This is a genomic window from Amycolatopsis sulphurea, assembly GCF_002564045.1.
GTDB lineage: Bacteria > Actinomycetota > Actinomycetes > Mycobacteriales > Pseudonocardiaceae > Amycolatopsis > Amycolatopsis sulphurea.
Map to the genome: position 1 here is coordinate 4,410,338 of NZ_PDJK01000002.1, position 26,538 is coordinate 4,436,875.

General features: G+C 69.7%; 23 protein-coding genes. 7 read left to right on the top strand and 16 right to left on the bottom strand.

Going from position 1 to position 26,538, the window contains the following annotated elements; all coding sequences use genetic code 11:
• The 5 genes from ATK36_RS26290 to ATK36_RS26310 all read left to right on the top strand — a co-directional run bounded on the left by ATK36_RS26290 (position 1) and on the right by ATK36_RS26310 (position 7,990).
• On the top strand, positions 1-1,236 hold the full coding sequence (locus ATK36_RS26290) for a PrgI family protein (protein ID WP_387000214.1): 1,236 nt from the start codon (positions 1-3) through the stop codon (positions 1,234-1,236).
• Positions 1,236-3,188 carry a VirB4 family type IV secretion system protein gene (locus ATK36_RS26295; RefSeq protein WP_098513933.1) on the top strand — a complete coding sequence of 651 codons (1,953 nt, stop codon included), beginning with the start codon at positions 1,236-1,238 and terminating at the stop codon, positions 3,186-3,188. Before ATK36_RS26290 ends, ATK36_RS26295 begins: the two co-directional genes overlap by 1 nt.
• 55 nt (positions 3,189-3,243) lie before the next feature.
• Positions 3,244-5,880 carry a DUF8128 domain-containing protein gene (locus ATK36_RS26300; protein ID WP_098513934.1) on the top strand — a complete coding sequence of 879 codons (2,637 nt, stop codon included), beginning with the start codon at positions 3,244-3,246 and terminating at the stop codon, positions 5,878-5,880.
• Positions 5,881-5,949: 69 nt separating this feature from the next.
• Positions 5,950-7,020 carry a replication-relaxation family protein gene (locus ATK36_RS26305; protein ID WP_098513935.1) on the top strand — a complete coding sequence of 357 codons (1,071 nt, stop codon included), beginning with the start codon at positions 5,950-5,952 and terminating at the stop codon, positions 7,018-7,020.
• Between the two features lie 7 nt (positions 7,021-7,027).
• Positions 7,028-7,990 carry a C40 family peptidase gene (locus tag ATK36_RS26310; protein WP_098513936.1) on the top strand — a complete coding sequence of 321 codons (963 nt, stop codon included), beginning with the start codon at positions 7,028-7,030 and terminating at the stop codon, positions 7,988-7,990.
• Here ATK36_RS26310 and ATK36_RS26315 read toward each other — a convergent pair.
• Both ATK36_RS26315 and ATK36_RS26320 read right to left on the bottom strand, forming a co-directional pair.
• Entirely contained in the window at positions 7,963-8,415 is a 453-nt protein-coding gene (locus ATK36_RS26315) for a hypothetical protein (RefSeq protein ID WP_098513937.1), read from the bottom strand. The genes ATK36_RS26310 and ATK36_RS26315 overlap by 28 nt on opposite strands.
• Before the next feature lie 100 nt (positions 8,416-8,515).
• Positions 8,516-9,388, bottom strand: a complete 873-nt coding sequence (locus ATK36_RS26320) for a restriction system modified-DNA reader domain-containing protein (protein WP_098513938.1) — start codon at positions 9,386-9,388, stop codon at positions 8,516-8,518.
• 319 nt (positions 9,389-9,707) lie between these two features.
• Here ATK36_RS26320 and ATK36_RS26325 point away from each other — a divergent pair, with 319 nt between their 5' ends.
• Positions 9,708-10,553, top strand: coding sequence for a MarR family transcriptional regulator (locus ATK36_RS26325; RefSeq protein ID WP_098513939.1), 846 nt, complete (start codon positions 9,708-9,710; stop codon positions 10,551-10,553).
• Between the two features lie 887 nt (positions 10,554-11,440).
• Here ATK36_RS26325 and ATK36_RS26330 read toward each other — a convergent pair.
• The 4 genes from ATK36_RS26330 to ATK36_RS31710 form a co-directional block, all read right to left on the bottom strand.
• A complete protein-coding gene (locus tag ATK36_RS26330; RefSeq protein WP_098513940.1) occupies positions 11,441-11,779 on the bottom strand; it encodes a hypothetical protein in 339 nt (112 codons plus the stop codon).
• Between the two features lie 490 nt (positions 11,780-12,269).
• Positions 12,270-14,036, bottom strand: a complete 1,767-nt coding sequence (locus tag ATK36_RS26340) for a vWA domain-containing protein (RefSeq protein WP_098513941.1) — start codon at positions 14,034-14,036, stop codon at positions 12,270-12,272.
• A 43-nt stretch (positions 14,037-14,079) separates the two neighbouring features.
• Positions 14,080-15,273: an AAA family ATPase gene (locus tag ATK36_RS26345; RefSeq protein WP_098513942.1), complete on the bottom strand. Its 1,194-nt coding sequence runs from the start codon at positions 15,271-15,273 to the stop codon at positions 14,080-14,082.
• Positions 15,274-15,317: 44 nt separating this feature from the next.
• Complete coding sequence (locus tag ATK36_RS31710; RefSeq protein WP_141544546.1) at positions 15,318-15,593, bottom strand: hypothetical protein; 276 nt, start codon at positions 15,591-15,593, stop codon at positions 15,318-15,320.
• A 673-nt stretch (positions 15,594-16,266) separates the two neighbouring features.
• On the opposite strand from ATK36_RS31710, the gene ATK36_RS26350 reads away from it, so the two are divergent.
• Positions 16,267-16,737: a winged helix-turn-helix transcriptional regulator gene (locus tag ATK36_RS26350; protein ID WP_098513943.1), complete on the top strand. Its 471-nt coding sequence runs from the start codon at positions 16,267-16,269 to the stop codon at positions 16,735-16,737.
• Between the two features lie 63 nt (positions 16,738-16,800).
• On the opposite strand, the gene ATK36_RS26355 is transcribed toward ATK36_RS26350, so the two are convergent.
• The 10 genes from ATK36_RS26355 to ATK36_RS26400 form a co-directional block, all read right to left on the bottom strand.
• Positions 16,801-19,971: an AfsR/SARP family transcriptional regulator gene (locus ATK36_RS26355; RefSeq protein WP_098513944.1), complete on the bottom strand. Its 3,171-nt coding sequence runs from the start codon at positions 19,969-19,971 to the stop codon at positions 16,801-16,803.
• Between the two features lie 104 nt (positions 19,972-20,075).
• Positions 20,076-20,525, bottom strand: coding sequence for an SPX domain-containing protein (locus tag ATK36_RS26360; protein ID WP_098513945.1), 450 nt, complete (start codon positions 20,523-20,525; stop codon positions 20,076-20,078).
• Positions 20,526-20,571: 46 nt separating this feature from the next.
• Positions 20,572-21,063: a pilus assembly protein TadG-related protein gene (locus ATK36_RS26365; protein ID WP_245915176.1), complete on the bottom strand. Its 492-nt coding sequence runs from the start codon at positions 21,061-21,063 to the stop codon at positions 20,572-20,574.
• Complete coding sequence (locus ATK36_RS26370; protein ID WP_245915179.1) at positions 21,060-21,473, bottom strand: pilus assembly protein TadE; 414 nt, start codon at positions 21,471-21,473, stop codon at positions 21,060-21,062. The genes ATK36_RS26365 and ATK36_RS26370 overlap by 4 nt, the downstream gene beginning before the upstream one ends.
• A 141-nt stretch (positions 21,474-21,614) precedes the next feature.
• A complete protein-coding gene (locus tag ATK36_RS26375; protein WP_387000173.1) occupies positions 21,615-21,965 on the bottom strand; it encodes a TadE/TadG family type IV pilus assembly protein in 351 nt (116 codons plus the stop codon).
• Positions 21,966-22,129: 164 nt separating this feature from the next.
• Complete coding sequence (locus tag ATK36_RS26380; RefSeq protein WP_098513947.1) at positions 22,130-22,318, bottom strand: hypothetical protein; 189 nt, start codon at positions 22,316-22,318, stop codon at positions 22,130-22,132.
• A gap of 36 nt (positions 22,319-22,354) precedes the next feature.
• On the bottom strand, positions 22,355-23,248 hold the full coding sequence (locus tag ATK36_RS26385; RefSeq protein WP_098515190.1) for a type II secretion system F family protein: 894 nt from the start codon (positions 23,246-23,248) through the stop codon (positions 22,355-22,357).
• 5 nt (positions 23,249-23,253) lie between these two features.
• On the bottom strand, positions 23,254-24,186 hold the full coding sequence (locus ATK36_RS26390; RefSeq protein WP_098513948.1) for a type II secretion system F family protein: 933 nt from the start codon (positions 24,184-24,186) through the stop codon (positions 23,254-23,256).
• The gene (locus ATK36_RS26395; RefSeq protein WP_098513949.1) at positions 24,174-25,658 is read right to left on the bottom strand and encodes a TadA family conjugal transfer-associated ATPase; all 1,485 of its coding nucleotides are present in this window, start codon (positions 25,656-25,658) and stop codon (positions 24,174-24,176) included. Before ATK36_RS26395 ends, ATK36_RS26390 begins: the two co-directional genes overlap by 13 nt.
• Positions 25,655-26,518 (bottom strand): MinD/ParA family ATP-binding protein, encoded by an 864-nt coding sequence (locus ATK36_RS26400; RefSeq protein ID WP_245915182.1) that lies wholly within the window; start codon positions 26,516-26,518, stop codon positions 25,655-25,657. Before ATK36_RS26400 ends, ATK36_RS26395 begins: the two co-directional genes overlap by 4 nt.
• Positions 26,519-26,538: the final 20 nt, after the last annotated feature.

The window sequence follows — 26,538 nt, forward strand, 5'->3', positions numbered from 1 at the left end:
ATGGCCGACAAAGTGATCGGCCCGCTGACCGCCCGCCAACTCGCGATTCTCGCGGTGACCGGTCTCGTGCTCTACGCCGGGTGGACCACCACTCGCGCGGTCGTGCCGCTACCGGTGTTCCTCGCGCTGGCCATCCCGGTCGGGGTGAGCGCGGTCGTCATCGCGCTCGGCCAGCGCGACGGGATCTCGATGGACCGGCTGCTGGTCGCTGCGATCCGGCAACGCATGGGACCGCGCCACCGGGTCGCCGCCCCCGAAGGCGTTCGCCCCGCGCCGGAATGGCTGACCAGCCAGACCGCCGCCACGAGCGCGAGCCGGACCGCGGGCACCGGCAAGGGCAAGTCGGCCAAGGCCACAGGCAAGGCGGCGGTGCCGGAGCAGATCTCGCCGTCGGCGTTGCGGCTGCCCGCCGAGGCGGTCACCGACACCGGCGTGGTCGACCTGGGCACCGACGGCCTGGCCGTCGTCGCGGTCGCTTCCACGGTGAACTTCGCCCTGCGGACACCGTCCGAGCAGGAGTCCCTGGTCGAATCTTTCGGCCGCTACCTGCACAGCCTGACCGCGCCCGTACAGGTGCTGGTCCGCACCGAACGACTCGACCTGTCCGGCCAGATCAGTGAGCTGCGGGCGCGCGCGGGCGGGTTGCCGCACCCGGCGTTGGAAGCAGCCGCCATCGAGCACGCCGACTACCTGGTGCAGCTTGGCGAGCAGACCGACCTGTTGCGCCGTCAGGTGCTGCTGATCCTGCGGGAGCCAATGGACGCCGCCGGGCCGACCGACGGGCTCGGCGGCCCCGGCCCGCTGGCGATGCTGTCCTCGCTGACCCGCGGCAAACGCCGCCCGAATGCCGAGAACACCCAGGCGAGCGCTGGCGCGCGACGGGCGGCGGAGTCACGGCTGGTGCGCCGCCTCAGCGAGGCGATCGAACTGCTCTCGCCCGCCGGGATCGTGGTCACCCCGCTCGACGCCGGGCAGGCCACCGCCGTCCTCGCCTCGGCGTGCAACCCCGACACCCTGCTGCCGCCCTCGGCGGCCCTGGCCGGTGCCGACGAGGTCATCACCACCGCCGGCGGCACCGACTCCGACGACGGCGACCTCGCCGACGACCGCACGTTCTGGCAGGGCGACGGCCGCGCCGCGGTGGACCCGGACGAGTACGGCCCGGACGACGGCGAGGTCGACGACTGGGACTACGAGGACGAAGACGACGACTACCCGGAGAGGGGGCGGTTGTGATGACCACCCGAACACGGCGCGGCCAGCGCCATCCCAGCACTCGGCCCGCCGCGCACCCCCGGGTAGCCGCGTTCACGCCGGACGCTCTGTCCGTCGGGGCGAGGCATCTCGAAGTCGGCAACGAGTGGGTGTCCAGCTTCGCCGTGACGGGGTTCCCGCGTGAGGTGCACCCCGGTTGGCTCGCGCCGTTGTTGACCTACCCCGGCCGCCTGGACGTCGCGCTCTATGTCGAGCCGATCGACCCGGCCACGGCCGCCGCCAGGTTGAAGAAGCAGCTCGCCAGACTCGAGAGCGGCCGGCGGCACACCGCCGAGCGCGGCCGCCTCTACGACCCGCAGGTCGAAGCCGCCACTGAGGATGCCTACGACCTGTCCTCCCGTGTGGCGCGCGGTGAAGGCAAGCTGTTCCGCGTCGGGCTGTACCTCACCATTCACGCCCCGTCCGAGCGGGCGCTGGCCGACGAGGTGGCGGCGCTGCGTTCGCTGGCGGCGAGCCTGTTGTTGGATGCCAAGCACACCACCTACCGGTCGCTGCAGGGGTGGGTGTCGACCCTGCCGATGGGGCTGGACTTGATCGGGATGCGCCGCACCTTCGACACGAGTGCGCTCTCGGCGGCGTTCCCGTTCACCTCGCCCGACCTGCCCGCGGCAGACCCGACCTCGGTGGCCGCACCGTCGGGTGTGCTCTACGGCTACAACGTCGGATCGCAGGGGCTGGTGCTCTGGGATCGTTTCGGCGACGGGATGCACAACCACAACTCCGTCATTTTGGGCAGGAGTGGGGCGGGCAAGTCCTATTTGGTCAAGCTCGAACTCTTGCGCAGCCTGTACCGGGGAATCGAGATCGCGGTCGTCGACCCGGAGGACGAGTACGCCCGACTGGCGTCTGCCGTCGGCGGCACCTACGTCCATCTCGGTGCCACGGGAGTCCGGCTCAACCCGTTCGACCTGCCCATCCACACCCGCGCCGACGGCCGCCGGACCGCACCCAAAGACGCCCTCGTGCGGCGGTCGCTGTTCCTGCACACCGTCATCGCGGTGCTCGTCGGCAGTGAATTGGAAGCTGCCGAGCGGGCCGCCCTGGACCGGGGCATCGCCGCGACGTACCAGTCGGTGGGGATCACCGCCGACGCCCGCACCTGGACCCGGCCCTCACCGACCTTGCGGACCTTGCGCGACCAGCTGGCCACCGCGGGCCAGGCCGGCGACCGGGCCGCCGTCGAGCTCGCCGCTCGGTTGCACCCGTTCGTCGAGGGCGCGTTCAAGCAGCTGTTCGACGGCCCGACCACCACCAATCCCGAAGGCCACCTGGTGGTGTTCAGCCTGCGGGACCTGCCCGACGAGCTGAAAGCCATCGGCACACTGCTCACCCTCGACGTGGTGTGGCGGCGGGTGTCCAATCCCGCGATCCGCCACCCGCGCCTGGTTGTCGTCGACGAGGCATGGCTGCTCATGAAAGAGAAGTCGGGCGCGGAGTTCCTGTTCCGGATGGCCAAAGCCTCCCGGAAACACTGGGCGGGCCTGACGGTCGCGACCCAAGACACCGCCGACGTTCTCGGGAACGATCTCGGCAAAGCCGTGGTAGCCAACGCCGCGACCCAAGTGCTGCTGCGGCAGGCGTCCCAAGCCATCGACGAGATCACCCAAACCTTCGACCTGTCAGCCGGAGAACGGCAATTCCTGCTGTCGGCAGACAGAGGCCAGGGATTGCTGTCGGCGGGCACCCAGCGCGTCGCGTTCCAAAGCATTGCCTCGCCCGCCGAGCACTACCTCGTCACCAGTAATCCGGCCGAACTCGCCGGATACGCCGCGGAGGTCGACCCCGGCGAAGCCGACACCGAAGAGCAGTCCTTTGTGGACCTGGGTTTCGCCAGCGAGCAGGCGTATGCGGCTGAGGGCGATGAGTTCGGTTCCGTCGGTGCTGATGACGACATCGAACTCGACGCCGCCTGACACCGGCCGTCCCTTTTCCGCTTGGGCCATTTCTTACCTTCTGGAAGGATCCGTAATGCTTTCCTGGATACCGGCTGCCCTCAACCACCCCGAGCTGTCCACTGCGCTGGCTGGAATCGTGCGGACTGGCCTGACGAATGGGTGGGTCGGGGACTACCTGCGCGACCCCGGCGGTGCGCTGCTGCGGCTGCTGGGTCACGTACGGGACTGGGCGATCACCTGGGGGCCGTTCGTCGGCCCGGTGCTCGCAGCCGGCATCGCGGGATTCGGGATCGGCCGGCGCCGGTGGGCGCGACGCTGCCACGCGAGGCTTTGCGCCGACGCCCGCCAGGTCACCGTCCTCGCCCCACCCACCGTCGACCCCGCGGGTGGCGCGGCCTTGTGGTCCAACCTCGTCGGGCTGCTGCGCCCAGCCTGGCGCCGGTGGTTCACTGGGCAGCCGCATGTGGCCTGCGAGTACACGTTCTCCGAGGCGGGGGTCGGCATCCGGCTGTGGGTGCCCGGCGTGATCCCACCCGGCCTGGTCGAACGCGCCATCGAGGCCGCCTGGCCCGGCTCCCACACCCGCGTCGGCACCGCCGACCCGCCCCTACCACCGCCCGGTGATGGGCAGCGGCGGCTGGTCGTCGGCGGCGAACTCCGTCTCGCCCGCTCCGAGGCGCTGCCGATCCGCACCGACTTCGACGCCGACCCGCTCCGCGCCCTGATCGGCGCCCCGGTCGGGCTCGGCCGCGACGAGTACGCCTGCGTGCAGATCCTCGCCCGCCCGGTCACCGGCCACCGGGTCGCCCAAGCCCGGCGCTCCGCGCGGCGAGTCCACACCGGCGGCTCCACCCGCGTCGTCGGCCGCCTGCTCGACCTGGTCACTCCCGGCGTGAAGTCCGGTTCCGCCCGGCGCACAGCGAAGTCCCCTGCGCTGCACAGTGATCCGCAGACCTCGCTGGAGTACGCGGCGCAGAACCGCGCCATCGTCGCCAAACAGCGCGGCTCGCAGTACGAGACGGTCATCCGCTACGCCGTCGCTACCCTCCTGCCCGCCGACGCCGCCGAGGGTGAGGTCCGCCAGGCACGGGATGTCGCCCGCGGCCGGGCACACGCGCTGGCCGCGAGCTTCGCCTCCTACACCGAGCACAACCACTACACCCGCCACCGCGTCCGCCACCCCGGCCCCGTGCTGGCCGGCCGGCGCCTCAGCAAGGGCGACCTGTTGTCCGTGGCCGAGCTGGCGGCACTGGCGCACTTGCCGACCGACGAGGCGATCCCCGGCGTGCAGCGTGCCGGCGCCCGCGCGATCTCGCCGCCACCGGGTATCGCCACGCCCGGCCCGGAGGCCAAGCCGATCGGGGTCACCGACACCGGACACGAACGCCCCGTGGCGCTGCGCATCCCGGACGCACGGCACCACCTGCACGTCATCGGCGCCACCGGCTCCGGCAAATCCACCTTGCTGGGCAACATGATCCTGGCCGACGCCGAAGCCGGGCGCGGGATCGTGCTGATCGACCCCAAGGGCGACCTCGTCACCGACATGCTCTCCCGCCTGCCTCGCTCGGTGGCGGATCGTGTCGTGATCTTCGACGCCGACTCGAAGTCCCGGCCGCCGTGCCTGAACCCGTTGGACGGCGGCGAAACCGACCTGACCGTCGACAACCTCGTCTCGGTGTTCCGGCGGGTCTACTCCGCGTTCTGGGGGCCGCGCACGGACGACGTGATGCGCGCCGCCTGCCTGACCCTGCGTGCCCAGGAAGGCGTCGCCACCCTCGCCGATCTGCCCAAGCTGCTGGCCGATCCCGCCTTCCGATCACGCGTCACCGCCGGGATCACCGACCCCGTGCTGCGCGGGTTCTGGTCCTGGTACGAGGAACTCACCGACTCCTCCCGGAGCCAGGTCATCTCGCCCTTGATGAACAAGCTGCGCGCTTTCCTGCTGCGCCCGTTCGTCCGCGACGCCATCGCGGGCGGACATTCCACAGTGGACATGGCGGAGGTGCTCGACGGCGGGATCTGCCTGGTGCGCATCCCGAAAGGCTCGCTCGGCGAGGAAACCACCCGGCTGGTCGGGTCGCTGGTGGTCGCCCGCACCTGGCAGGCCACCACCGCCCGCGCCCGCACACCGCAACGCCAACGGCGAGATGCGTCGATGGTGATCGACGAGTGTCACAACTTCCTCAATCTGCCGTATCCGATCGAGGACATGCTGGCTGAGGCGCGGGGCTTCCGCGTCGCGATGACGCTGGCGCATCAGCACCTTGGCCAGCTTCCCCGTGACTTGCGGGAAGGCATGTCCACCAACGCCCGCAGCAAGATCTTCTTCAACGCCTCCCCGGAGGACTCCCGCGAGCTGTCCCGCCACACCGCACCCCGGCTGTCTGATCACGACCTGGCGCACCTCGGCGTCTACCACGCTGCCGTACGGCTCGTGCTCAACGGCGAAGAAGCCCAGCCGTTCACCATGCGCACCCAGCCGCTTCCTCGCGCGATTCCCGGCCGCGCACGAGAAATCCGCGGCATCGCCCGCCGCGCCTTGCGCAGCCGAGTTCCCGGTGCCACCGCGTCCGGTTCGCAGGCACCAACCCGGCCTCCGCAGCGGCCCGCCGGGGCCTCGGAGCAGCCGCGGCTAGCCAGCGGTGAACGCCGAGGCCAGTCCGGCGTCCGGGCGCGCAGCGCCGACCCACGCCGCCAGCAGTCCTGACCCGACTCGGCCACACCACAAAGACGGACGGCAGTCCTTTCCGCCCAACACTTCCCGGAGGCTCGCGTCATGATCACCAATCCCACCAGGCAGCGCACTCTCCGAGGTCACAAGGCGACCTGGCCCACCCCGCGCGCGGCGAACAACGCCGATCACCAGGCGATGCTGGCGAGGCGGCTGACCCTGCGCGATCGGTGGATCATCCGGATGCTGCATGAGCACCACGTGCTCACCTCCCACCAGATCACCGCGCTCGCGTTCCCGTCGTTCCGGTCCGGCCGGATGCGGCTGCGAGAGCTGTTCCAGTGGGGCGTGGTGGACCGGTTCCAGCCGTTCATCACCGTCGGCACCGCACCGATGCACTACGTCCTCGCGCCCGCAGGGGCCGCGGTGCTTGCAGCCGAGGATGGCCTGGATGTCAAGGAACTCGGCTACCGCCATGACCGCGCCTTCGGGATAGCCCACTCGCTGCGGCTCGCGCACACTGTCGGTGTCGCGGAGTGGTTCACCGCCCTGGTCGACCGCGCTCGCCACAGCCACGCCGAGGAGCGCAGCACACTCGGCGCGTGGTGGTCGGAAGCCCGCTGCGCACGGCACTTCGGGGACCTGATCAAGCCCGACGCCTACGGCCGGTGGGCCAGCGCCGGCGGGGAGATCGAGTTCTTCCTCGAGTACGACTTCGGCACCGAGGCCCTGGCCAAACTCGCCGGGAAACTGGCCGGCTACGCCGCACTCGCCGAAGCTACCTGGATCACCACGCCGCTTCTGGTGTGGCTGCCGACCTCGCGGCGCGAGGCCACCGCTCGCCGGCTGCTGGCGCGGGCCTGGCGCGAACTCGACGATCCGTGCTCGGTCCCGGTCGCCACCGCCGCGGCCGAGCTGCTCAACCCCGAGGCCGCGCACCCCAGCCCCGCTGACGAGGTCTGGTTATCCCTGGACACCACCAGCGGCAACGCGGTGAGCGCCCGGCGCGAGTTGCACCGATTGCTCGAGGCATGGCCGCACGTCGTACCTCCCCACCTCAGCACGGACAGCCAGTCGGCTCTCAGGCCGGACTCGACGCCCGCGCGGATGGCCGTAGCGCCCGCGCCGATGCCCCCGGCACCCATCTCAAGCGAATCGAGCACCGGAAGGCGGTGAGTGCCCGATGATCCTGAAAGTGGGTGCCATCCTGATCGGCGCGGTCCTGTTCATCCTGATATTGATCGGCGGCGGGGTATCGAGCGCGATCTCAGCCATCTTCGGCAACGCCGGTAGCCAGCCCAGCGCGACCGCGCTCGCCGACATCCCACCCGACTACCTCGCGCTGTACCGCGCAGCGGCCGGGGTATGTCCGGGGCTGGACTGGTCGGTCCTCGCCGCTATCGGCAAAATCGAGACCAACCATGGGCGCTCCACCCAGCAGGGCGTGGGCACCGGGGAGAACTTCGCGGGCGCGGGCGGGCCGATGCAGTTCCTGTCCGGAAGTTTCAACGGAGTGCTTGCCCGCCACCAGATCCCGTCGGGCGGTGCCAGCCCACCCTCGCGGTACAACCCGCACGACGCGATCTATGCCGCCGCGTACTACTTGTGCGACAACGGTGTCAGGCGAGGCGACTTGCACGCGGCGATTTTCGCCTACAACCATGCCGACTGGTACGTCAAGCGGGTACTTGGCCAGGCCAAGCACTACGCCGACGCCGACGCCGCTGCGTCGGTCGGCACGGGCGACTGCGACGCCGTCCAGGCCACCAACGCGGTGGCGGTAGCCGCGATAAACTATGCCTGCGGGCAGAGAGGGCTTCCATATGTCTGGGGCGGCAACGGGCCCGATGGCGGGCACGCGGGCTTCGACTGTTCGGGGTTGACCAAGGCAGCCTATGCCGCCGCCGGAGTGATCCTGCCGCGCACCGCCCAGACTCAGTTCAACGCCGGTCCGCACGTCCCGGCTGGGCAGTCGCTGTTGCCGGGTGATCTCGTCTTCTACGGCACGCCCAACAATATCCACCACGTAGGTCTCTACATTGGTAAAGGTTTCATGGTGGACGCGCCAGACTTCCGTCAGGTTGTGAAGGTACAACCCTTCCGGCACAAGGCAGATGACTACGCAGGTGCTACGCGTCCCGGCTGATTCTTTGGGGGCGACGTCAAGGATTCCACATCGCCGATGCCGGAGCCGATCATGGCAGAGAACGGTCGGCCTTCGCGGTCGACGAACAGGATGCGTTGCGTGAAAAACGGGGGCGTGGTGGCATCGAGTGCAACAATGTTGTGGTAGCTGGCCAGTTCGAAGAGCGCGTGGGTCACCTCGCGGATGGTGGTGCGATCCGGGTCAGCCTCGACCGACAGACCTTCGACCCGGATCTCCAGGACGCGCTGCTGGGGCAGCACGGTAATCACGGTGCACATGTGCGCGGGGAGGCCCCCGTCGACACGCAGCTCGGCGATGTCGTCGGCCAGCCGCACGGCGGCAGCCTCCAAGGTGTAACCAAGGCCGACCCCGGCACGTGCGCCCCGCAGCACAAGGCAATCCACTGTGGATTCAAAGCGCGTCATGGTGCTCTCCTATGGTCGGCCGGATGCGCTGTATGGCAGGTGAATTGGCCACCACTCAGCGGATCCGGCGCGGACCAGCATCGGGGTTGAAGGGGGCGGATTACGTCCATCGTCGTGCGCGGAGTTCCCCGCGAAGGTCGCCCAACGTGCGGCCGTCGGATGCGCGCCGAAACGCGTTCCAGCCGTTCTGGTGGTTGCCACCCAGAGCCGCAGTGGCGCCAGACGGGTTGCCAAGGACACGGCCGTCGGCGAGGACGAGGGTGCCGTCGATCCGGATGCGGGCGGTGTGCCGGATTCCGAGGCTGGGGCGGTTCCAGACCAGTTCCTCGCCTGCAGTGACCAGTCCGGCGTCCAGCAGCTCGGCGATGCTGCCGCGTGCCCACTTCGGTGGCGTGGTCGGCGGTGGCGTGGTCTCCGACGCGATGGTGGCATCGGTGTCGTCGCCGTGCAGCCTCATGACGGCGGCGGCTGTCGGCGCGACGAGATTCGGCCAGCCGTCGTCGAGCCCGCGCCACTGGCCGACCCGCTGCCACTGTCCCTGGTGCGCCAGCAGCATCTCGACATCGGTGGTGTGGTCCCGGGATAACCGGTGCGCCGGGTCGGCCGGGTGGGTCAGGCGCACGACGAGGTCGCCGTCGTACAAGCCGTCGGCCGGGGGTTGTTCGGTCACCCAGTTTCCTGCGAACAACGTCACCTCGCCCGCGCGGTCGGGGTCGGCATCGCCGATGATGTCGGCCGCCGTCACGAGCATCGCCCACACGCCGTCGGGGCATCGCATCGGCGGAGGAGCGAATGTCGGGGCGAGGATCATCGTGTCCGGCGGCAGCCCCTCCCGCGTCCGCATCGTCGCCTCGTCGTGCGGCCGTGACGCCCCGGCGGTGGTGTTATCGATCGGGGGTTCGGTTCGCTGCGCGTCCACGGCCGCGTCGGTGGCCAGGTCGGGTGGTTCGTGGATGTCGCGGTCGATCTTCATTGTCTATGCGCCCCTTCGTTTTCCGGTGTGGTCGGTCGGGTTGCTGACATTTATGGACGCTTCCCGGCCGCGTGGTTGTCAACGGGCATGTGTGCGTTGGGTGCGAAGTGGACCCGTGTGGCGCAACGATTCCCAGATCCCACGCCACCGTCTACACGAGACAGACGTCTTCTTTGCCGAACCAGCTTGACGTCATGGGCCGAAGGAAGCGTTCATAGTCGTGTGGCCCGAACACAACGGCAGCGCATCGGGGGCCACGCCCGCTCCGGCCGGGGCATGACCACCCACCACCGATCATGAACGCGAATCGAGGGATGTCATGTCCAGCAAGACCCGCACCCGCAAATCCCGCACCACCACCAGCACTACCGGATCCGCTCCGATGCTGCGATCGGTTCCCGAGCAGACCGTCGCCTCGAAAGTTCGCACGGACACCGAAGACAAGTTGTGGGAGGCGTTGTACGCCGCCCCGAACAGCACCGCCGCCGACCTGTCCACGGCCGCGAAGGTCGGGAAGTCGACCGCGCAGAAGATCCTCGTCAAATGGGCCGCCGACGGCAGCGTCACCCGCACCGCCGGGATTGCCGAAGGCGGTCGGCGCGCCGCCGACCTGTGGGCGATCACCGAAGTCGACGCCCAGGACGACTTGACCCTCGCAGACACCCCTGCGGCGGAGCACGTCGACACGACGGACGTCACGCAGGCCGGGCCGGTCGCCCAGGACGTGCCTGACGCCGCTGACGCCACGGTCGCCGAGGAAGACCCCGCCGAACAGACGGAAACGGCAGCCGATGACCCGCAGGTCCCGGTTGACGTCGTTGCACCCGAGCCTGTCGCCGAGGCGAGCCAGTTCGCCGCCGACGGCGCGGCGACCGACGTCGACAAGCCAACCGAGGGCGGCTCGGACGCGACGAGCGAGAAGAAGGTACGGCTGGCACCCGGTGGGTTGCGCGGTATGGTCGAGGACTACCTGCGCGACCACCCCGACCAGGAGTCCGGCCCCACTGCGATCGCGAACGCGCTGGGCGGTAAGTCGTCGGGCGCAGTAAGCAACGCGCTGGACAAGCTGGTCGCGAGCGGCGTGGCGGCGAAGACGCAGGACAAGCCGAGGCGGTTCGCGCTCGCCCCGGCCGAGCGGGAGGCTGCCCCTACACCGACGAACTAACGCTCTGACGGTATGGCGAATGTGGTTGTTTCCCAACGGAATTCCGTTGGGAAACAACCACATTCGCGTCCGATCGCTATCCGGCTGGCGTGATGGCCTGTGCGGCGACGTCGGCGGCGGGTTCCAACAGCTCACGGGCGTAGTCAGAGTTGCGGCTCTCGGCGTAGTGGTCGGCGTCGAGCCCGAACCGCAGGCCGTCACCACGTGCTCGTGGGCGAACGGCGCGTTGGCAGGCAGCACGTGCAGGCCGCGAGCGGGGCCGGGCCGCAGCAGGCCCGTGCAGGATCTCGGGGATCGCCGGAGTGGCGAGGTCGGCCACCGGCTAACGCTGGCTCAGCAACGTACTTCGGCTGCGCGGCCACGCCCGAGGGGGCCTCGCCGGCGGTGCGGCCCAAAAAGGTAAGCCGGCGGCACCGGGAGGGGGGCCAATGTTGGCTCGGATCGGGATCGGCAAGGTCCCGGAAGCGAGTCCAGGTGAAGTCGCGGTCTTCTGCGTTGTGTCACCGAAGACGGGTAGGTCAGCGTCCGGACCGGCTGCGACTCCGGCGCCGCCGTCGGACGGGTCTAGGTCAGGCAGAACCACGGACCGTCGTGGGCCGACATCCGCGCCTGTCTGTCGGCGAAGGCGAAGGCGTACCGACCTCGGCGGCTCGCTGGTGAGCCGTGGCACCAGCGCGGCGACGGGCGCGTACATGCCTGGGTCGCCGACGGCGGGCGAGCCTCGTGGCCGTGACGGCGTTGTCCGTAGTACGGAGCCGGGTCAGTTCGACCGGGCCGTCGAGGTCGGCCCGTGAGCCCAGCCAACGGGCCTCCGGGCGGTGCCGACGTGGAAGTCTGCGTGATCGGTGGCCATGCTTTGAGCCCTCCGGTCGGTTGCGCAGCCGAGGTCAGCGGGGCTTCACCCAGGCGCACCGTGCGGGATCCCAGGTTGCCTGGGTGTAGAGGCGGTTGAGGTCGGGAAGTCCGGGGCTGATCATCCAGCCGAGTTGCTCGCAGTCGAGTTGACCGGGCCACCACCCGGTCCAGACGTCTCGCCCGCAGTCGTGGTCGAGGTCGCATATCAGCCGCTGCAGCCCGGTCACCAGGCAGCGCGCGACGTCACAGCCGCCGTCGTACTCGTCGTATTCGTGTGGCTCGCCGACCGCGACGGTGCAGTCCGGGCAGTTCGACTGGAAGTCCAGGAGACGGAACTGTTTGCCCTGAGCGTTTTCGCTGTTGTCGTTCATCGCGTTCCCTCAGCAATCGGGGTCATCGTCGGACTCGTCCGAGAGGTTCGTTTCCACGCTCGGCCTAGTGCGCCGTGTTCATCCGGTCGACTTCCTGCCGGGTTCGTCTCGGCAATCGCGATCTCGGTGACAGCGAGGACCCTTTGGGTTGTCACCTCGGTGATCCGCAGCGTTCGGCGGCGGACAGGGTCTGCCGTGCGATGGGTGTTTCGGTTGAGGCTTCCGACATCGTGAACTCCTGTGCGCTCGTAGGGATGAGGTCGTTTGATTGGTCTTACTGCGACGCGCGCTGTTGGACACGTAGCCACGCGCGCCTGGTCGTGATCCACACCCGACCGTGGGCGAACGTGAACACCCAGCCCGTGTCGTGGCTGTCTGGCCATAGCGACGGACAGCCGTTGCGTAGGTGGTAGCCGTGTCCGTGGTACTCGTCGGCCCGGACGTCGAGCAGGTCGGCTACGGTGTCGGTGTAGCGCTCCGGGTGCGGGTGTCAGTGGGTGGCGCGCAGGGCGGCGGTGGCGGCGCGGCCAATGGCCTGCGCGGTGGTGGTGGGGTCGTCCAACACGTGCACGGTCGTCCCGGTCAGCGGTTCGCCGTGGCCGTGTGGGGCGATCCATAAGACAGCGCAACCGTTGGCACGCAACCGATCGACTAGCCGCTGGGCGTTGCGCCGCAACAGGTCGGGTACGAACCCGTCGGACACGATCACCAGCAGCCGCGCGGCACCGGACTGGGACAGGCCGAGCGCACCGTCAAGGGCATCGATTGCGGTGTCGATGGCTTCCCAGTCATCCCGTGCAACGAACTCGGTCACGGCCTTGGGCCTGGTGCCGGGGCGGGTGATCGGGCGGATATGGTTGCCGAAGATCACGGTTGCGGTGTCGGCGGGCACGGGGGTCTGCGCGGCAGCGTTGGCCATGATCCACGCCGTCGAGGCAACCGGACCAGCGAAGCCGCCCATGGACCCGGACACGTCGCACGCGATGCCCAGCCGTAGCGGCGGGGTCGGTACGGATGTGCGGGTAGTGCGGGTAAACGGCTCGGCGGTGGGTATTGCCCCGGCGGCGAGTTGCGCCTCGCGTGCCAGCGCGCCGCGCATCCGCAACCGACCGGGTGGGATCGGTGAGGTCGACTTCGTCGCGATCCGGTCACGGACCCCGGCGGTGGTCAACGAGCGTGACAGCACCCGCGCGGCCGTGCGTTCGGCGGCGGTCGGCAGGCGGGTGCCGCTGATCCCGGTGTCGCCGTCACGGGAACTACCGGGGGCGGCGGAGAACACCTTCTCGGCGGTCTTCTCCGCTTTCGCGCGGGCGGCATCGGCGGCGGCCTTCTCGCGGGCGGCGATCTCGGCGGGGTCCTCGGGCAGCTTCGCCCGCGCGACCGCGCGCGCCACCTTGCCGAGCGTCTTGCCGATCGCATCCGCCAACGGAGACGGTGATCCGGTGCCGGATGGGTCGTCGCTGTCGGGGTCGGCGGGGTTGGACAGGCACGGCGGGGTGGTGTCTGGATCGGGTCCGATGATCTCGCACCACCGACGGCCGAGGGCGAGCATGGCGTCGGTGTCGTCGTCGGCGACCCGGAACGCCGCGCACCACACCGCCCGTAGTTGGGCGAGTTTCTCCTCGCCGAGCACGGTTTCCACGGCACGAGCAACGGGCGCGCTTTCGGTGCGGGTGAGGATGCCGCCGTCGGTGCGTCCCAGGAACAGTGCGGCCGTGTGCGCGGCGTCGCGCGGGGTCATTTTCGCGGGGAAGGCGAGGTCGTCGAGTTTCATGCCGCCCGTGACGATGGTCTTCACGCACGCGCGCAACCAGTGGCGGTCATCGGGGCGGCGGCGGATCTGTGCCCGTTCGATCCGGGGCTCTTCCAGCAGCAGCGCCGCGTCCACCGCGCCGGGGTCGGCGTCGTCGGGGACGGCGGCGAGCCACCGGGTGTGTTTGCTGTGCGCGCATTCGTGGGTCAGCGCGCCCCAGGTGGGGGCGTAGCGTTTCCGGTCGCTGATTCGGTGGGGTTTGGCGGTGGCAGGGTCGACCGGGTGTAGCTGCGTACCGTCGACTTCGATCATGGCGGTGGCGGGCAGGAAACACGCCGGGGCACCCTGTCCCGCACCGGGCGCGATGGTGACCAGTAGGTCGTCGCGGTCGGCGATCGCGGGGACTTCGGCAGTCAGTGCGGCGGACAGCGCGTCCCATCCGGGGGCAGCGGGGAACACGGCCGACGCGGTGGCGGCGGGGTCGGCGATCATGTGCGCGGTCATCGCGGTGTGTCCTTTCCGGACGGTTCGGGCGGGCGGCGGTGGGTCAGATACGGGCACCGAGTGCCAGCGGGGCAACGGTTTTACCGAAGACGATCTTGACGGCGGTGGCCACGATGTCGCGGTCCTCTTCCGGGGCGGCGCCGATCAGGTTCCCGGCGGCGGCGTCTGTGCCCAACACATCGGCGATCTTCTGGAATGCCAGCAGTTCGCGCAGTTGCGGTGCCCACCGGATCTCGCCGCCCGCCTGCCGGGTGGACAGGTTGCGCGCCACGGACACGGCGCGCGTGTCGATCTTGAGTTGGGTGGCGAGATCGTAGTCGGTGGACACCTGGATCTGCACGGAAAACCGCGACGCCAACGCATCGGACAGCACCGCACCGTGCACACCGGGGTTGTGTCCGGCCACGACGTAGAAACCGGGGGCGGCGTCGATGACCTCGCCGCCGTTGGCCTTGATCATGATTTGGCGGCGGCCGTCCATCGCGGGGTAGACCACGGCGAGCACGGTCGGCGGTATGAGCGTGGCGTCGTCGATGAACAGGGTCCGGCCTTCGCGCATCGCGCGGACCAGCGGACCGTGCACGAACACGAATTTTCCGTCCGGGGTTTGGGTGTACTCGCCCACGATGTCGGCGACCGTGGTGTCGCCGTCGCCCTGAACCGTGACCAGGTCACCGAAAGCGGCCTCGACGACCGAGGTTTTCCCGGTTCCGGGTGGTCCGTACATCAGGGCGGCGACCCCGGCGTCGCGCAACTTGCGCAACGCGGTCACGTCCGGAAGTCCCGACAGCTTGCGCGGGTGGTAGAGCTGCCCGTTCGGGCGCGTGACCGGACCGGTGACGGCCGGAGCTGCCGGGGCGGCGGGCGTGGTCGTCGCGGGCGGTGGCGTCGTCGGGCGGGGTGTGCGGGGGCGAGGTGTGCCGGACGGGACCGCGACGGGCGCGGCGGCGGCGTCGGCGGTGGTCGGGGTTGACCGGTAGCGGACCGGTTTGGTCGAGGTTTGTTCGGCGTAGCCCCCGGCGGTGAGCGCGGCGAGCGCGTTGCCGATCGCGCCGGACGACTTCCCGCCGAGTGCGGCGGCGATGTTGCGCGGGGTCAGTTCGGTGCCCGCCTGATCGGTGAGGACTTGCGCCACCTGTCGGCGGAGTTCGCCGTTGGGTAACCGCCCGCCCGCCGGGGCGGTGGTCGTCGTGCCGGATGCCACCGGGGCGGTCGTCGGCGTGGCTGGCGTGGTCATCGCGGGTAGGTCCTTTCGATCTAGTGCGGGGCGGCGGGGAACGGTCAGGCCGCCACGGCGGCGGTGTCGTCGATGACGTCGGGCGCGTTCTGATGGGTTTCGGCGGCGGCGGTCACCGTGTTGTCGTTTTCGGTGGCGGTGTCGGCGTAACACATAATCGGCCCCATTCGTCGGACATAGCTCGCGCCGGGTGTGGTATTCGGTGTGGTTTCCGGTTCCCCCGACGGTAATTCAATTATGACTCTGCCACGCGCCGCGCGCAATAGAAATAGCCGCCCATTTTCAAGACTCTTTTCGCGATGTTCGCCGCCGCCATTCATGGCGAATGGAAAGCCGTCCGTACGGTCACAACTTCGGCCGCCGTTGCCCCGATTTCCGCAGGTCGGCGACCAGGCTGTGCGCCGGCCACCGCGGATAGGAATGGTTCGGCGGGACGCGGGGAATGACGTCAATGAAGGCAAGAAGTAAAACAAACAAATAGGAAAGGGGGTCAGGAGTGAGCGTAAGATGAATAGAAAGGGTGACCAAGGGGGGCAGCATGGAAGCGACGACCATCCAGCCTGCCCCGATGTGTCTACCGGCTTGTGGACAAGCGAGTCTGGGATACCAGCGGATCCTCCGATGGCCCGCATGACCAGCGTCTTCGTAGGCTGTTGGGGGTGGTCCTCTAATCTGACCCCCCGCATGAACACTATCATGATCCCCCGTGTGAACCATCAACGGAAGCCACTGTGCGTGGCGATGATGTCCGAAACGACTACTTGGCGTGATATTCGGTCGTCGTTCGCTTTGAGTAGGAATACGGTGGGCTGGTTCCGCCGTTCGGCGTAACGTGGAGGGCTCTATCGCCACGAGGCGAGGAGGCCAGGACCGGCTCTGTGGTCGTGCTGAGCAGGCGCGACCGTTCAGGTGGCTGCCGTAGGGGGCGCGTCGCCGGACGAGGGGACGACGGGCGCGGCGCGAGGGCCGGGTCAGTGCACGCGGGGAGGCGCTATGAAGGTGGGGGACGAGAGGTTCCTTCGGGGTTTGTACGATCTGAAGTACCTTTTCGGGGACAAGTGGGCGCCGGCCATCCTGGTCGCGCTCTCGGGTGGCCCCATGCGGCGAAAAGAGATTCTTTCCACGATCAGCTCGTATTCCATTGGTGAAGAATGGTCGGATAAACACGCCGTCCTGCACGATAGCATGCTGGCGCGCACATTGAAGAAGATGACCGAAGAAGGTCTTCTGGCGCGCATCCGGTGCACAAAGACTTTCCCGGTCACGGTTACTTATGAGTTGAAGCCGGAAGCCTTGGAGTTTTTGATGCTGACGGAGACGCTCGTGGCCTGGGCTGATGAGCATCAGGGACTCATCGCGCAAGCTCAGGCGTACAGTCGCCGGAATGGCGACGAGACGGGTACGCTGACGGGAATTGGTGAGCTGGAAGAAGTCGGCCTCACTGATGACGAGGACGACGAATAGGCAGACGTTCGAACGGTCCGGGGCCGGGTATCGGCAGGCCCGCGCCGCCGTTGCCCCACGGTCTCAGCTGGCTGCGATGCGCCCACGTTCGCCCTGGGCCTGTGCACTCGTGGCGCCGGCTGAGTCGTCCTCGTGGCGCTGTCCCAGCCGGGCAGCCAGCCCCCGAGCCTGCGGAGTCGGCGTCACGTCGATTTCGGCGAGCCGTGTGGTCAGCAGGGTCAGCGTCCGCGGGATGGCGTCCAGCTGCCCGAGGCGTTCCTGCAGCCGCATGATGTCGCGGTAGAGCAGTTCGTTGTGCGGATCGAAGGCTCGCGCGACTTCCAGCAGGTCCAGGGTCTGCTGGGGATCGGAGTCCACCAGCGCTCGAGCCAGCGCCGCGACGGCGTCGATGGCGTCGCGGCGGATCGCCTCGCGTGCGGGCTCGATCCACTCGTTCGACATGCCTTCGGCTAGTGGGCCGCCGTAGCTGCTGACCACGTCGCGGTATGCGTCGACACGCGCGGAGTCGGTGGCGGCGGCGCGGCGGGCGGCGACGGCGTTCGCGAAGCGCCAGTAGTCACTGCGAACGTTCGTGGGATCGAGCTGGTAGCGGCCGTTGCTGGCGGAGACGATGTCGGTCACCGTGCCGTTCGTGGCGGCGGCGAGCGTGCTGCGCATCCGCGACAGCGCTGTGTGCAGGGCGTTGGTTGGCCGCGCCGGCGGGTGCTGGCCCCACAAGGCCGAGACGAGCGTCTCGCGGGTGGCACCGTCCGGATGCAGGGCCAGCAGGACTAGCAACTCCTTGGTCCGGGGCTGCAAGGCGCCGGTGATCTCGTGCGCATCGCTGGTGGCGCCGGGTTCGGGGTGCCAGTGCACGCGCAGGTCGCCGAGCACGGTCACGGTGATGAGCGCTGCGCTGGTGCCCTGTTCACCGCTGCTGCTGCTGGTGGTGGTCGGCGGTGTCTCGGCCACAGGTTTGGCGGGCTCGCTGGTGGACGCCGGTTCGTCGGCTTCGCCCTCGTCGTGGTGCTCGGTCTCGTCGTCGGCCAGGCGCGGCGCGGCCTGCCGGCCGCTGGGGGCCGGTGGGCGCAGCCGGACGCCGGGCGGCTGAACCTGAGCGGGCCCGAGGATCTCCAGCTCAGTGTCCGGAGCTGCCGGTGCCATGGCCGCGGCCGTGACTTCCAGTTCAATCTCGTCCGCGCCCGAGCCGCCGGTCTCAAGAGGGTCGGCATCGCCCGGCGCTTGGTCGTTGCCGGCGGGGTGTGCCGCCACGATGCGAGGGCGCGGCACGGGCGGCGCGACGAGGTCGTCGGTGGCCGGCGGGTCGGGTTCGGCTTGACGCAGCAGGGCCAGCAGTTCGGCCGCGTCGTCGTCGCCGAGGCGGAACATCTGGGTGCCACGCAGGGCCTCGCCCAGGCCGGGGCCGGTGGCCGAGATCGTGCCGTCGTCGCGGACGTAGGCGGTGACGCCGGGTTGCCACTGGCCCAGCAGCAGACCGGTGACGCCGAACGGCGCTCCGTTGTCCAGGATCGCCTGCAACCGCGGGTGGTGTGCTGGTGGTCGTGCCACCAGCACCAGAGGCGGACAGGTTCCTGGCTCCGCGTCGGGTTCACGGCTGTCCGTAGCTCGCACCAGGGTTTCGGCCTCCAGCGCGTCCAGCGCGTCCTCCAGGTTGGCGACGACTCGCACGGCCGAGGGCAGGTGAGCTTGGGTTGCTCCGCGTCCGAGCACGGAGACCAGGTCGTCGGCCGGGACGACGATCGTCCCGGCCGATGTTGCCGGGTGGTCAGGGGAGGTGGTGAGCGCGGTGATCAGCAGAGCATGGATTGCGGCGGGAGCGCCGGCGCCGACCAGGCCGAGGCCGCGGGCGGTCGCGAGGTCGAGGGCGACCTCGCGACCGTCGCGGACGCCCAGACCTGGCGCGACGGTGGGGGGTCGGCCGCCGCCGGTCTGGGGTGTGCCCACCACGAGGGGCGGCGCGGGCGGGACACGCTGCGGACGCTGCTGTTCCTCGTCGTCCGGGTAGTCCTTGTCAAGGTCGATCTCGTCGTCGGTCTCGGAGCGCAGGTGTGCCAGCCGCAACTGGTAGACCACCGGGGCGACGGGCAGGTCGTCGCGGTCGCCGCTGCCGGGTCGGTATCGGCTGTTGTGGCGGCGGCGGGCGACGAGCAATGCCGTGCTGATAGCGGCGGCCAGGCCGAGTCCGACGAACAGCTCCGGTCCCCAGCGGAAGCCGGGTTCACTCGTTGCGGGAGCCGAGGTGGTGCCGCTCGTGGGCGGTGGTGCCTGTTGGGGGGACGGCGCTGGTTGCGCTGGCGTGGACGGTTGGATGCTTGGTGGTGGAACAGTGGTGGTCGGCGGGGCGGGAGCGGATTGGTCTGGGTCGGCTGGCTGTTGCGGCGGCATCGCGGGCGCGCTCGCGTCGCGAGGCAGTGCGAGTTCCTCGCCGGGGAAGATCAGGCTGGGTTTGGTGAAGGTGTGCCCGTTCGGTTGCGGTTTGCCCTTGTTGAGGGCGAAGATCTCCGGCCAGCGCGCGCCGTCGTCGAGGGTGCGTTCGGCGATGCGCGACAACGAGTCGTGCACCCCGTTCTGTGGTGCGAGCACGACCACCGACTCCGGATGTGTGGGTGCGGCGACGGTGGTGCTGTCTCCGGTGGTGGTCTGGGTAGTGAAGACCGCGTTGCGGGCCACCGGGGTCTCACCGGCGGGGAACGGGTGTTGCCAGGCCGGGGCGGTCGCCACGACTTGCGATCCGGTCCCGAGCGCCGTGGACAACGAGGTGGGTGGTGCCGGGGCGGGCCGATTGCCCAGTACTGCCAGCAGGACCGCGCCGACCAGTACGGCCGCCAGCGCGTGCATCGGACCGGCGGCGGAGAAGGCCGGCAACCGGGCCGCGTCGAACCCGCTCCGAGCCAGATCGGCCGTGCACCGAAGGACGTCGATGGTGAACGCGGCCCACGTGATCCAGCACAGGCAGGCGAGGAAGTCCAGCAGGAACGTGGTCGTCATCGGGCCAAGCAGCACGCCCTGGACCTCGGCCCACGTCGGGACGTGGTTCGGCAACGGCCAGCCGACGTAGCGCCACAAGGCCCCGGGCAAGCCCGCTACAAGCGCGAGCAGCACCGCGGCTCCGATGAGCCCGCGGAGCACCCGGCCGCCGAACCGGAACATGCTGGCCAGCGCCCACCACACGCGGCGGCCCGCGCCGGGTGACCGCGTCGGCTCCCGGCCGGACTGGTGCGATGTCGAGGTCACAGCTGACTCGTTTCCTTGGCAGTACAGGGCTTTAGGGTTCGATGCTCACCACTTCACGGGGCAACGGATGCACGCGTCGGGTGTGTCTTGGTGACAATCGCCTTTCAGGTCACCCCCGCCGTGACGCGTTCGGGCGTGCCCGCGGTGTCGGTGCGAGGTGCGGCGGGCTCGCGCGGCACGGACGCAAGGCCGTTTGTCGGTCCCTTCGTCGCGGACGGTCCTCGGGCTGTGGTGCTCGCCGCAGTCACAGCGGGCTTCTTCTTTTTCGTGGTGCGGTTCGGTTTCCGGGTCGTGAGCCATCCCGTCAGATCGGCTGCCGGAATGTTGGTGAACCGCGCCAGCTCGTCGATGTCCAGCACGTCGCTCGCGTCAGCGAGTACTTCGCCGAGCTGTCGTTCGACCTCATCGAGTTGCGCGGCGAGCTCGGTTCGGGTCTTGGCGAGTTCGCCGACTTGCTTTGCCGCGGCGGTTCGCTTCAGTCGCCGAGCCGTGTCGGCCGCCTCGACTCGGCGGTCGATCTCCTCGGCCGTGGCGATCTCGTCGGTCGTAGCCATCCTGATCTCCTCTGTGTTGACGTACTGGTGTGAGCGTTTGGTGCGGCTATGGGTCGATGGTCACCACCCCGCGCTGGGGATGAGCGCTGCCGTTGCCATGGACGGTGAGGCTGGAGATCCCGACCATGCCGAGCAGTTGCGTGTTGTGGGAGGCGGTGATGGTGACCGTGACGGTGTCTCCGGAGACGGACACGGTCCCGGAGGCGCCGACGGTGGCGAGGTAGCTTTGCGCGTCGACGGCCGCTTGGGCCGGCACCAGTTGGAGGGTGCCGGTGCTGCGGTATGCGGAGAGGTCGATGGCCTGGGCGCCTGCGCGGGCGGCGGCCTCCGCCTGCCCGTTGGCCTTGACCTTGGTGGACAAGGCCAAGCCACCGTCCAGGGTCAGCCCGGCCAGCGCGAGGATCCCGATGGTGAGTACCACGACGAACGCGGTCGTCCGGCCGTCGTCGGCTCGCCACCAGGTCCGCCGCTGCGTTCGCCACCAATGGCTCCACCGTGTCCACCAGAGTGTCGACTTATCGTGTGCCTGGCGGATCATGCGCCGCCTCCGGAGGCGTTCCCCGAGATCGAGCGCCAGGTGTCGACTGGTTCGACAGCGGTGGCGGACAAGCGTTTCTGACCGGGAACTCCAAGGATCAATGCGTCGCCGAAGTCGACGGCGCACGATACAGTCACGCTGACGGTGCCGCCTGGTCGCATTCCGCCGGTGGCGGTGTCCACGCTCAGGGACGCGCACGAGACTCCGGCCGAGGACAGCGCGTTGGCGGCGGTGGACTGGGCCGCCGCCGTCGCGGTGGCTGTGATGCGTTCGATGCTCGCAGCGCGGGCCGCTTGGTGCGCGGCATCGTCCAGCCGCAGCCGGGCATCCACCCCTCGGTGGATCACCACGGCGACGAACACGAGCAGCATGACCAGAAACGGCGCCGCTAGGGTGACTTCCGTAGCCACGGAGCCCCGGTCCGCGCGCCACCAGGCCACCCACCAACTCCAGCGGGGGTGATCGCGCCGCAGGGGGCGTTCTGGACTACCGGACGGGCACGTGGTGGCGGTCCGGGCGGTGGGCGTGTTCGTGGTCGTCATGGCGTCCGATCACCTACCGCTGGCCAGATCGGGGACGAACCGTTCGACCGGGCCGGACGCCTCGGCGTGCACCGGCAAGCTGAGGAACGGGATCACCGACGTCGCGGTTCCGGAGATCCGGATCGACGCCGAGTTGGAGGTGCGGTCGGCACCAACACTGGCTCCGGTCAATGGGCCGCGTGCGAGCTGATCGAGCATCTGCTGCGCACTCGCGCTGCCCGCGGCCGCGGTTCCGTTCTGGGCTCGTGCGGCGGCGAGCCCCTGGGATGTGGCTGCCTGGGCGATGTGCGTGGCGTGCGACCACAACGCGAACTGCACGATCGCCAGCAGCATCAACAGAAGCAGCGGTGTCGCGATCACCAGCTCCGCACTGACAGCGCCGCGGTCACCGCGCAGCAGCAGCCGGATATGGGCTCGTGAGGCCGTCCTCCCGCGCGCAGGCCGCGACCGGCCATCACCGCAGCCTCTGTCGGCACGGTGACGGCGGCGGCGCGACCATTGTGCCTGCTCCCCGCGTATCACGGCTACAGGTTGATGCCGTTGGCCTTGGCGGTGACCTTCGCGATGATGATCGCGATGATCGCCAGCGCGGCCACCACCAGCAGCGCCGTCACCAGCACGGTCTCGGTCGAGTACCCGGCCTCGGGTTCCCGGCGCAGCACTTCCCACCGTGCTTTTACCGTCGTCCACAATGTCACCAGGTAGAGGTGCATCGCGTTTCTCCTCCCATTTCCACGTGGTCCCGCAGCTCACAGTCCATTGAGGACTTGAGTGAGAGCGGGGTAGGCGATGAACGCCAAGAAGCCCAGGAACAACGCCATCACCGGCAGCGACATGCGTTCGGTGGCGGCCTGGGCGTCGCCTTCGGCGTTGGTGATCTGGTGGGTACGCAGGGCACCGGCCTTGGCTGCCAGTGAGGTGCGGACCTTCGCGCCTTCGGTGCCGGCCAGGCTGACCGAGGCGGCGAGCTCGGACAGTTCGGTGACGTCGAGTTCCTCGCCGAGCTGGCGCAGCGTCGCCCATGGTGTTGTGCGGGTCAGCCGGGCGGTGTCCAGGGCTCGGCGGATCTGCTCGAACGCCCAGCCTCGGCCGATGGCGACCGAGTCGTTCAGCGCGCTGTCGACCCCGGCGCCACCGGCCAGAGTGATCCACACCAGGTCGAGGTAGGCGGACAGGGCGTGGCGGAACCCGGTGCGCAGCTTCGCCGCGTCGGACTTCGCTTGCAGGTCGGGCAGGACGAATCCCGCAGCGGCCAGAACGAGTCCGGCGATGATCGGGAACTCGATTCCCAGCGACAACCCGGCCAGCGTGAGCAGCAGTTGCAGCAGGACGGGGGCGAGCAGCCCGGCGATCGCGAGGGTTGCCTTCTCCGCCAGATGGGTCGCGACCGGGCGGCCGATGACCGCCAGATCGCGAGCCAGCCGCTCGCCGGGCAGACCGAGCGCCCGCAACGGCGCGATGAACGGGCGACCGAGCCGGGCCGCCCACCCAGTGTCCTTGGCGGCCAGGATCGGCGTCGGCGCGGGCGCCGCCGTGCTGCGCGCCAGGACCGCGCCCAGAGCGGGCCGGGGAGGGAAAGCCCACACCGCCAGCGCCCACAGGCCGAGGCCCAGCCCGGCTCCCAGAATCAGTGCGGTGATCACGGTGGTCACACCTGCCTCTCGGCGACGAGTGCGGGCTGGTCCTCGGAATCGGCGGCCAGAGACAAGAACCGTTCGGGCTCGGCGACCCTGGCGACCCGCACCAGCCACGCGAACCCCAGTCCAAACAGGACCCCGATGCCCAGCAGGACGATCTGCCCGGTAGCCGAGTCATAGGCCGACAGGTACGGGCGGTTGAGCAGCACGACGGCCACGGCGAAGCACAAGGTGGTGCCGACGATCACCCGCACGCTGGTTCGGGTTCGGGCGCGTCCGGCTTCGACCCGCATCCGCATCGAGGCTTGCTCGCGCGCGGTGTGCGCCAGCGAGCCGAGCAAGTCGCCGAGCTGACGGGCCCGCTGTTCTGCCGCGAGCACCAGCGCGGCGATGACGAGGTCGCCGGTGGGGTCGGCGAGCTGGCCGGCCAGGTGGCGCAGAGAGGGCGCCAGCCGGTCTCCGTTCTCGATCCGCACCGCGAGTTCGGTGATCTCGCTGCGGATGGCGGGCGGCGCCAGCGGAGCGGTCGCGAGGATGGCCTGCTCCAGCCCGGCGGCGGCCGAGAGCGTGTCGCGCAGCATCTCCGTCCACGTCGCGATCGCTTCGATCCGCGCCACTCTGCGGGCGTGCTCGGGGTCGCGGCCCAGGACACGGGGCAATGCCCAGACCGCGAGCCCGGCAAGCACGGCGCCGACGATCCAGCCAGTGGACACCCCGGTGAGCACACCCACCGCGACCGCCAGGCCGATCCGCAGCGCCTGGCGCTGGTCTCGCGGCGCGGCTTGGGCGCGGCGCGTCTGCCCGCGGCGGAACAGTCCGGAGCGCCGGTTCGGGTCCACGCCGCGCCAGCCGATGATGACCAGCAGCAGCCCAACCCCGGCACCGACGCCGAGCAAGGCAGACAGGGCGGCGGTGGCGCTGATCGTGATGTTCACCGCGGCCACCAGCCTTCCGGCTGCTCCAGTAGGCCGGGGTCGAACCCGGCGTCGACGAGGTCGTCGAGGGTGTCGGTGCGCAGCGCTCCGGCCACCGGGCGGGCGCGGCGGTCCGCGCCGGGCCGGTAGACCTCGTTGGAGACCACCTGCGGGCCGTCGGCGCCGACGACCTCGCGGATCGAGGACACGACGCGAGTGGTGCGGTCGGTGCCGCGGGCCAGATGCACGACAAAATGCACCGCCGAGGCCACCAGCAGGTTCGTCGCGTCCAGCGGCAGGCGCTCGACGCCTTGCGCGGCATAGGACGCCAGCCGGGTAAAGGCGATCCGCGAGCTGGAGGCGTGCAGCGTCGCCATCGAGCCGTCGTTGCCCTGGCTCATGGCGTTGCACATCGGGATGACCTCCGGTCCGCGGATCTCACCGACGATCACCCGGTCCGGCGACATGCGCAGGCCCCAGCGCACCAGCTCGGCCTGGGAGATCGCGCCCTCGCCCTCGACGTTCGCTTCACGGGCCTGGAAGGCGGTCACGTCGGCGTGGACGTCAGGGTCGAGTTCCAGACCGAGCTCGAAGGCGTCCTCAATGGTCACGATGCGCTCCATCGAGTCCATCTCCGACGCGAGTGCCCGCAGCAGGGTGGTCTTGCCCGCGCCCGTGCCGCCGGTGATCAGGATGTTCTTGCGTGCCCGCACCAGCGCGCGCAGGAATTGCTCCAGACCGGGGTCGATGGTGCCGCGAGCGCGCAGTTCAGGCAGTGTCACCGTGAGGTAGCCGTGCCGGCGGATCGACAGCGAGGTCACCCCGCCCGCGGTCAGACCCATCACCGCGAACAACCTCTCCCCGCCGGGCAGTTGGAGGTTGACCGCAGGGGAGCCGTAGTCGAAGCGGCGTTCCTGGCTGGATGCGCGCGCCGCGAGCAGCCGGACCAGATCGGTCAGCTCCTCGTTCGAGCCCGCGATCGGAGCGACCCGCGCGCGGCGGCCGTCGTTGTACTGCACGAAGACCCGATCGAACCGGTTGGCGTTGATCGTCTCCACCGCCGGGTCATCCAGCAGGGGCTGCAGCCCGGCCATGCCGAACAGTTCGTTGATGACCTCGGTGATCACCCGCTGCTCGATATCCCGGCCGACCAACGCCCGATTGTCCATCAGCTCGTTCTCGCTGTGCGCGGCCACCGCGTCCTCCAGGATCGCCTGCGCCAGCTCGCGGCGGCCCTCCCTGGTGACCGGGGCGCCGGTGCGGTTCTGCTGTGCATCCACTCGCAGCGGCAGTTCGGTACCGAGTGTGTCTCGCAGGTGCTGGCGAAGCCGTCCGACCGCCTCGGTCGCCTGCCTTGGCTCCGGGCCGCTCGGAGCAGGCTGTCGCAACGGTTGCGCCCAGCTGGGATGGCCGGCCGGAGTCGTTGGCCAGGCGGGTGGCTGTCCCTGCTGCTGGGGGCGCAGAGGCACCGGCGGCGGATAGCCGTTGGACGGATAGGTCATGACGCTTGCCCTCCGCGCGAGGTGTTCTCGTGGTTCGGCGGCAGGGGCGCGGGCGCGGGTCGCAGACCGTTCTCCGAGACCGGACTGGCGGGCACGCCGGGCACTGCGCGCAGCACTTGCATCGGCTGGCTGGTGGCGGGTAGGCGCTGGGACAACGCGGGTGGCGATGCGTGTTCGGAGATGAGCATTTCCGCGATTTTGTGCGCGACCTGCCCGAGAGCCGAATGAGCCGGTCCGCTGCGACCCCACCGCACCGGACCGGGCCGTCCGCACAGCACTGCGGCGCCGTGCGGATCGTTGGGAACGCGGCCCAGCGGCAGGACTCCGAGTTCGCGGGCGACTTCGGCAGTGGAGTACCCGTCGCCGACCAGCACCATCGCCGGATGCGCGGTCCATCGGCCGATGGCCGGCAGACGACGGGCGAGGTGCGCGAGGTCGTCGGCGTGCGCACGAGTCAGCAAGATCATCGCGTCGGCCGAGCGCACGATCGACATCGCCGGAGACCCGGCATCGATCCGGCCGCAGTCCACGATGACAACGGACTCCGGCGCGCTCGCCGCCGTCCGCAGGATGCCCACTCCAGTCGCTGGGTCGGCCAGCGCGGACAACGCCGCTCGGGCGCGGTCCGCGTCCGGTGGCGCGGCCACCACCGGCAGCCCGCCCGGCAGAGCTTGCGTGTGCTGCCACACCAACGCCCGGTCGTCGTTGCGCCGGGCGGCGACCGCCAAGCTCACCAGCCCTGGGGCCGATTTCAGCGAGAACCGCGTACCGACGTCCCCGCCAGAGGGGTCAGCCTCCACCAGCAGCGCGCGCGTGGGCGCTGGCCAGCGCGCGGCCAGCGCGACCGAGAACGTGGTCACCCCAGGCGACCCTTTCACCG

Excerpts from the sequence above, each read along its gene's own strand:
- ATK36_RS26290 (WP_387000214.1), top strand. The coding sequence starts at position 1 with ATGGCCGACAAAGTGATCGGCCCGCTGACCGCCCGCCAACTCGCGATT.
- ATK36_RS26295 (WP_098513933.1), top strand. The coding sequence starts at position 1,236 with ATGACCACCCGAACACGGCGCGGCCAGCGCCATCCCAGCACTCGGCCC.
- ATK36_RS26300 (WP_098513934.1), top strand. The coding sequence starts at position 3,244 with ATGCTTTCCTGGATACCGGCTGCCCTCAACCACCCCGAGCTGTCCACT.
- ATK36_RS26305 (WP_098513935.1), top strand. The coding sequence starts at position 5,950 with ATGATCACCAATCCCACCAGGCAGCGCACTCTCCGAGGTCACAAGGCG.
- ATK36_RS26310 (WP_098513936.1), top strand. The coding sequence starts at position 7,028 with ATGATCCTGAAAGTGGGTGCCATCCTGATCGGCGCGGTCCTGTTCATC.
- ATK36_RS26315 (WP_098513937.1), bottom strand. The coding sequence starts at position 8,415 with ATGACGCGCTTTGAATCCACAGTGGATTGCCTTGTGCTGCGGGGCGCA.
- ATK36_RS26320 (WP_098513938.1), bottom strand. The coding sequence starts at position 9,388 with ATGAAGATCGACCGCGACATCCACGAACCACCCGACCTGGCCACCGAC.
- ATK36_RS26325 (WP_098513939.1), top strand. The coding sequence starts at position 9,708 with ATGTCCAGCAAGACCCGCACCCGCAAATCCCGCACCACCACCAGCACT.
- ATK36_RS26330 (WP_098513940.1), bottom strand. The coding sequence starts at position 11,779 with ATGAACGACAACAGCGAAAACGCTCAGGGCAAACAGTTCCGTCTCCTG.
- ATK36_RS26340 (WP_098513941.1), bottom strand. The coding sequence starts at position 14,036 with ATGACCGCGCACATGATCGCCGACCCCGCCGCCACCGCGTCGGCCGTG.
- ATK36_RS26345 (WP_098513942.1), bottom strand. The coding sequence starts at position 15,273 with ATGACCACGCCAGCCACGCCGACGACCGCCCCGGTGGCATCCGGCACG.
- ATK36_RS31710 (WP_141544546.1), bottom strand. The coding sequence starts at position 15,593 with ATGAATGGCGGCGGCGAACATCGCGAAAAGAGTCTTGAAAATGGGCGG.
- ATK36_RS26350 (WP_098513943.1), top strand. The coding sequence starts at position 16,267 with ATGAAGGTGGGGGACGAGAGGTTCCTTCGGGGTTTGTACGATCTGAAG.
- ATK36_RS26360 (WP_098513945.1), bottom strand. The coding sequence starts at position 20,525 with ATGGCTACGACCGACGAGATCGCCACGGCCGAGGAGATCGACCGCCGA.
- ATK36_RS26365 (WP_245915176.1), bottom strand. The coding sequence starts at position 21,063 with ATGATCCGCCAGGCACACGATAAGTCGACACTCTGGTGGACACGGTGG.
- ATK36_RS26380 (WP_098513947.1), bottom strand. The coding sequence starts at position 22,318 with ATGCACCTCTACCTGGTGACATTGTGGACGACGGTAAAAGCACGGTGG.
- ATK36_RS26395 (WP_098513949.1), bottom strand. The coding sequence starts at position 25,658 with ATGACCTATCCGTCCAACGGCTATCCGCCGCCGGTGCCTCTGCGCCCC.